This window comes from Capnocytophaga sp. oral taxon 332 str. F0381 (genome assembly GCF_000318275.2).
GTDB classification, from domain to species: domain Bacteria; phylum Bacteroidota; class Bacteroidia; order Flavobacteriales; family Flavobacteriaceae; genus Capnocytophaga; species Capnocytophaga bilenii.
This window is the reverse complement of sequence record NZ_KB291277.1, coordinates 1-4,263: the sequence shown is the minus strand read 5'-3', so window position 1 is coordinate 4,263 and position 4,263 is coordinate 1. Positions and strand designations below refer to the sequence as shown.

The 4,263-nt window shown below is 37.0% G+C and carries 5 protein-coding genes and 1 pseudogene; 1 reads left to right on the top strand and 5 read right to left on the bottom strand.

The annotated features are described in order from the left end of the window. From HMPREF9075_RS13125 to HMPREF9075_RS13985, 3 genes and pseudogenes are all read right to left on the bottom strand, one after another. Positions 1-177: pseudogene (locus tag HMPREF9075_RS13125) on the bottom strand (IS1595 family transposase); the annotation flags it as partial. A 34-nt stretch (positions 178-211) separates the two neighbouring features. Beyond that, a complete protein-coding gene (locus HMPREF9075_RS03285) occupies positions 212-1,243 on the bottom strand; it encodes a hypothetical protein (protein ID WP_009415076.1) in 1,032 nt (343 codons plus the stop codon). A 70-nt stretch (positions 1,244-1,313) separates the two neighbouring features. Beyond that, positions 1,314-1,442, bottom strand: coding sequence for a hypothetical protein (locus HMPREF9075_RS13985; protein ID WP_009415075.1), 129 nt, complete (start codon positions 1,440-1,442; stop codon positions 1,314-1,316). 69 nt (positions 1,443-1,511) lie between these two features. Between HMPREF9075_RS13985 and HMPREF9075_RS13440 the strand changes: the two genes are divergently transcribed. Next, positions 1,512-1,667, top strand: coding sequence for a hypothetical protein (locus HMPREF9075_RS13440; protein WP_198144770.1), 156 nt, complete (start codon positions 1,512-1,514; stop codon positions 1,665-1,667). 195 nt (positions 1,668-1,862) lie between these two features. Here the strand turns inward: HMPREF9075_RS13440 and HMPREF9075_RS03280 are convergent, their stop codons facing one another. Continuing rightward, positions 1,863-2,477, bottom strand: a complete 615-nt coding sequence (locus HMPREF9075_RS03280; RefSeq protein ID WP_009415073.1) for a DUF4230 domain-containing protein — start codon at positions 2,475-2,477, stop codon at positions 1,863-1,865. A gap of 29 nt (positions 2,478-2,506) precedes the next feature. After that, positions 2,507-3,880 (bottom strand): ATP-binding protein, encoded by a 1,374-nt coding sequence (locus HMPREF9075_RS03275; RefSeq protein WP_009415072.1) that lies wholly within the window; start codon positions 3,878-3,880, stop codon positions 2,507-2,509. Positions 3,881-4,263: the final 383 nt, after the last annotated feature.

Sequence of the window (4,263 nt, the reverse complement as noted above, 5' to 3'; positions counted from 1 at the left end):
CTCCACAGATATTACAAGTACGTGAAAAATCTTTTCTGACTTGGTATTTTTTATGACCACATTGCGACAGCAATACCCTTTTTCCCATTTTAAAGAAGCTAGATATTCTTCGCAATCTAAGTCAGTTTTAAAGCATTCAGTAAACTCTAAGAGGTTTTACCCTTTAAACAATTCCATAATACATTGATTATCAGAGTGAAAACATACGAAATTATTTTGACATCTCAAACAAATTATTCGTCAATAGTCGTTTAAGTGAGTCCCACGGATGCTGTAAAACGTATTTAATCGTCACCCACCAATTGCGTTTCATACCTTCGAATTTCATATCTATACTATATTCCTCTTTTATTACTCTCTCAGAGGAGCTAAAATCTAATAATTTCAGTCCTTGTGGGCTTATCGTATCTGCTATAGTTGGGATATATGGCATAGATATTTCTTTCTTAAACAAAAAATTATCAGCAGGACAGAATGGAATATCAAACTGAAATACAAAGTTACCGTATGCAAGCAGGAACATATATAGAGGAACATTTTCATCCACCCTCTTATCTTTTCTTTTGAAAAGCATTGTGACAGGAGTTGGGAATGGTAAAATTCCTCCATATTGCCTATACCCAACAAAGAGTTGCTTTTTTATGTTTTTTCTATCCATCATAAAATCCATAGCATTCGTTACTTCTGGTAGTTCACTATCTGGCATGACCGTTAGAGCCATCTTAAGAAGGCATTTATATACATTCACTGGAATATATGTTCTTTTACCCTTAAAATGAATAACCTTATTCTTTTTGTCCAGATGAGCAATTGCAGTTTCATCTTCTTTTTGGAATACGGAAATAAAATCCTTAATGTCTACACGTGTAAAGTCATCTTTCCGGGATTTGTATGATGGAATACCTCTCTTGCCCTTTACTTGTGACAAGCAATGTAAGAGCTTCATGTAGTTTGAGAATTCGCTCTCATACTTTGAAAATCTATTTCCATTGCAATCATCACATTCATAATATGAAAATAGACGATCATTTCCTATCAAATTGGATAAAGCATGCGCTTTTTTTTTGAAAGTAACCTCTCCCTTCTTACGACCGCAAAATCTGCAAACCTGATTGTTTTTATCTCCAAGATATACATCCTCTGCTTGATTGGTACCGTATGAGGCTATTTTCTCATAGTTTCCATAATATTTGTTACACGCATTTTTGAATGCTTGAGAGTATTTAATTTGTTCCATGATCATTTATATTTTTGATTTTAGAAATGAGCTAAGTGCACTAATACAGAATATTTAAATAGCCAAAGAACGCTCACTATTTCAGATACAAAGGTAATACTTTGCGTGTAAAAGTAAACGTTCTTTCGTGTTTTTCTTCTTTGCCGATGAAAGAAAAAGCGATTACAGCCGTTGCGAGCGATTGAGGTGAATGAGTTGTTGCCATTTCTACTCACACCAATCTGGAACGGATAGCCCATTGATGGTAAGAATTGGCTGACGCTTCTCGTTGGTTATGATACGTAGCTCCGCATTTTCCTCAGTGAAGTTACGTTTGTACATTCCCGAATATACATCAGCACTACCACATATAGCTATGCTTTTTGTGTATCTTCACTACGGTATCATCATCAATACCCATCTTGCACAGCAACAGACGGATATTGAGTAAGAGGTAGAAATCGTAGAAGAAACGCTGAATGAAACTTGTTACATCCAAAAAAATATGTACTTTTGCTCATCGAAAATTCCTTTTAGGTTTTGTAAGTACAAAGGAAATAAAATTTGCTGAATCTACCAAATGATTCAGCCTTAATTTTATACCTACTTTTTAAAAGTTTAGTGGACAGTAATAATTTTTTATTCCCTAATTTGCTAATTTCTTAATCGTCTCTTCATTGTCTATAGGAATATTGTTATATTCTAAAGTCCAACCTACAGCACGAGTAGCAAAAATAAGAGTAGAAAGCTCAGAGAAAAGTCGGTCTTGGGCATTGCTCTTTAGGTTAGAAGCTGCTATTTTCTTTTCGAGCACCTCATTTACTTTCTTTTCTATTTTGGGTACATCTTCTGCCTTAAAAGGATTTATTTGGCTTTGCGAGATGTCGTAATACTTCATTTTAGGATAAATCTTCACCTCAGCTTCTGGCAGCGACTTGATAATCACTTTTCGCTGTGCTTCATCTACCTCAAAAGCTATCTTATGCAAATCGTAGCTCACCGTTACATCGGCATTTACGATGGTTAAAATACGTTTGTCAAACGAAAACCAATCCATAAAGTATTTTTGAGTATCTACGTACGAAAGGACTTCAGTGAAGTGTCCTTCCGTTACTACCAACTTGCTTACATTGGCTATTTGCGTTTGTATAAGTGCCGAATCAGCCTCCAAACGCGCTTCTTCTTCTTTTTTCTCTTTGAAAAAATAAACTACCAACAGCACCACCGCTGCCGTAGCCATTCCTAATAAAAATTTCTTCATTGTTTTTATGTTATTAAATCAGCCGTATTTTAATCTGTTATTACCTTATTAATTTGCGATAAAGCGAACAACGGACATACCCAAACGGTACGTATTGCTTCTTCTTCAGTATCTGTATAGGTAAACACGTCAAAATTCTCTAATGAGGCTCTTATAGCATTTTTTAGCTTCTTTTCACGCATAAACTGCCATAAACTCTTCATACCCCCTTGGGTACCTGCTTTTACTTCTATAGGCAATACTTCCGATTGATAGGTAGCCAAATAATCTACTTCGGCTTGTGCGTTTTTTGCTTTGCGTACCCAATAAAATAGCTCGTGTCGCATATTAGGGGTGCGGTAGCGCAGCAATTCAAGCCCCGCTATCATCTCAGTAAGCGCCCCTTTATTTACCAAGTCGGTAGCAGAGTGAGTGAGTATTTGGGCTGTGAGCTCCGATGTATCACCCGTCATATTAAGCCATCTAAGTAGCAATCCATTGTCAAGCAATAACATTTTCCTATAAGTAGGGTCTGCTTCACTACCCAGCGGAAGTCCGTTAGCATTAGTATGCATTACAGGGGTAATTATCCCTGCCAAAGTAAGCATTTCCAACGCTTTTTTCACCTCATTGGTACTATACCCTCCGCCTACTTGCGAATAGACAAACTTATTGCCTATTTGTAGAGCTACACTTTGCAAAGTAAGCCTAAGCAAGGTAGGGTCTACTCTCTTTCGGTATTTAGGAAAATCGTCTTGATAGGTGAGTACAATATCATCTTGCACTTCTTGGCAAGCCAAATAATCGCGAGTTTCTACCCATTTAGCCACTACCTCAGGCATACCGCCTACCAACATATATGAGCGAAATACCCCCACCAATTTCTCATACAAAGGAAGTGCCAAAGGCGTTTTGGCAGTAGCATTATTGCGCGCCTCTAATAGCAATTGTTCGCCACAAGCGGTGAGAAATTCATCAAAAGTCATTGGGTATACAAACATAGAATGAATACGTCCTACTCCAAAAGTAGGCAGCGTTTCAAGCGCAAATTCTAAGAGAGAGCCTGCCGCTATTACGTGCAAATCGGGCATATCTTCTTTAAAAAAACGCAACGACATAATGGCTTCGGCAGAGGCTTGTATTTCATCTATAAAAAGCAGTGTTTGCCCCGCTACTATAGGCTTACCTACCATAGCCGAAAGTTGAGGTACTATACGTTTTACATCAAGGTCACCCTGAAAAAATTGTATAAAGGAAGGTTGTTTTTCTAAGTTTATTTCTACGAAATTCTCAAACTGCTTGCCTAATTGTCTTACCGCTGTTGATTTGCCCACTTGTCGTGCTCCTCTTAGCAACAACGGCTTGCGAGCAGGGCGCAAAGCCCATTCTTTTAGATAGTTGTCTATTAACCTTGGGTAATACATCTTGTAAATAGTTATATATCAGGCTGCAAAGATACAAAAATAAAATTATCCAAAGAAATAAATCGCCATTTTTTGCAAAAATCCAAAGAAATAATCTGCTTATTTTCGCAAAAATCCAAAGAAATAATCTGCTTATTTACACCCTGCTGGCGCGAGCTTGTAGCTCGTGCCTACTATAATAAGAGCGTTTCGCTCATTCCTTATCAATTACTGTAAGTTCCAGTAGTAAGTGCAATTTTTAAATATCAAATGTGTTTAAACTTTTTTGAGGAAATTGAACGAAAGACATATCTAATTTTCTTTTCTTCTTGCTTGATAGATTCAACCATACTCGCTGAAAGCTAACATCTTTACTTTCCCACACTTAAAAAGGGAATAATCCA

What these genes read in the sequence shown, in the direction of transcription:
- HMPREF9075_RS03285 (WP_009415076.1), bottom strand. Translation starts at nt 1,243, where the DNA reads ATGATCATGGAACAAATTAAATACTCTCAAGCATTCAAAAATGCGTGT.
- HMPREF9075_RS13985 (WP_009415075.1), bottom strand. Translation starts at nt 1,442, where the DNA reads ATGGCAACAACTCATTCACCTCAATCGCTCGCAACGGCTGTAATCGCT.
- HMPREF9075_RS13440 (WP_198144770.1), top strand. Translation starts at nt 1,512, where the DNA reads ATGATACGTAGCTCCGCATTTTCCTCAGTGAAGTTACGTTTGTACATT.
- HMPREF9075_RS03280 (WP_009415073.1), bottom strand. Translation starts at nt 2,477, where the DNA reads ATGAAGAAATTTTTATTAGGAATGGCTACGGCAGCGGTGGTGCTGTTG.
- HMPREF9075_RS03275 (WP_009415072.1), bottom strand. Translation starts at nt 3,880, where the DNA reads ATGTATTACCCAAGGTTAATAGACAACTATCTAAAAGAATGGGCTTTG.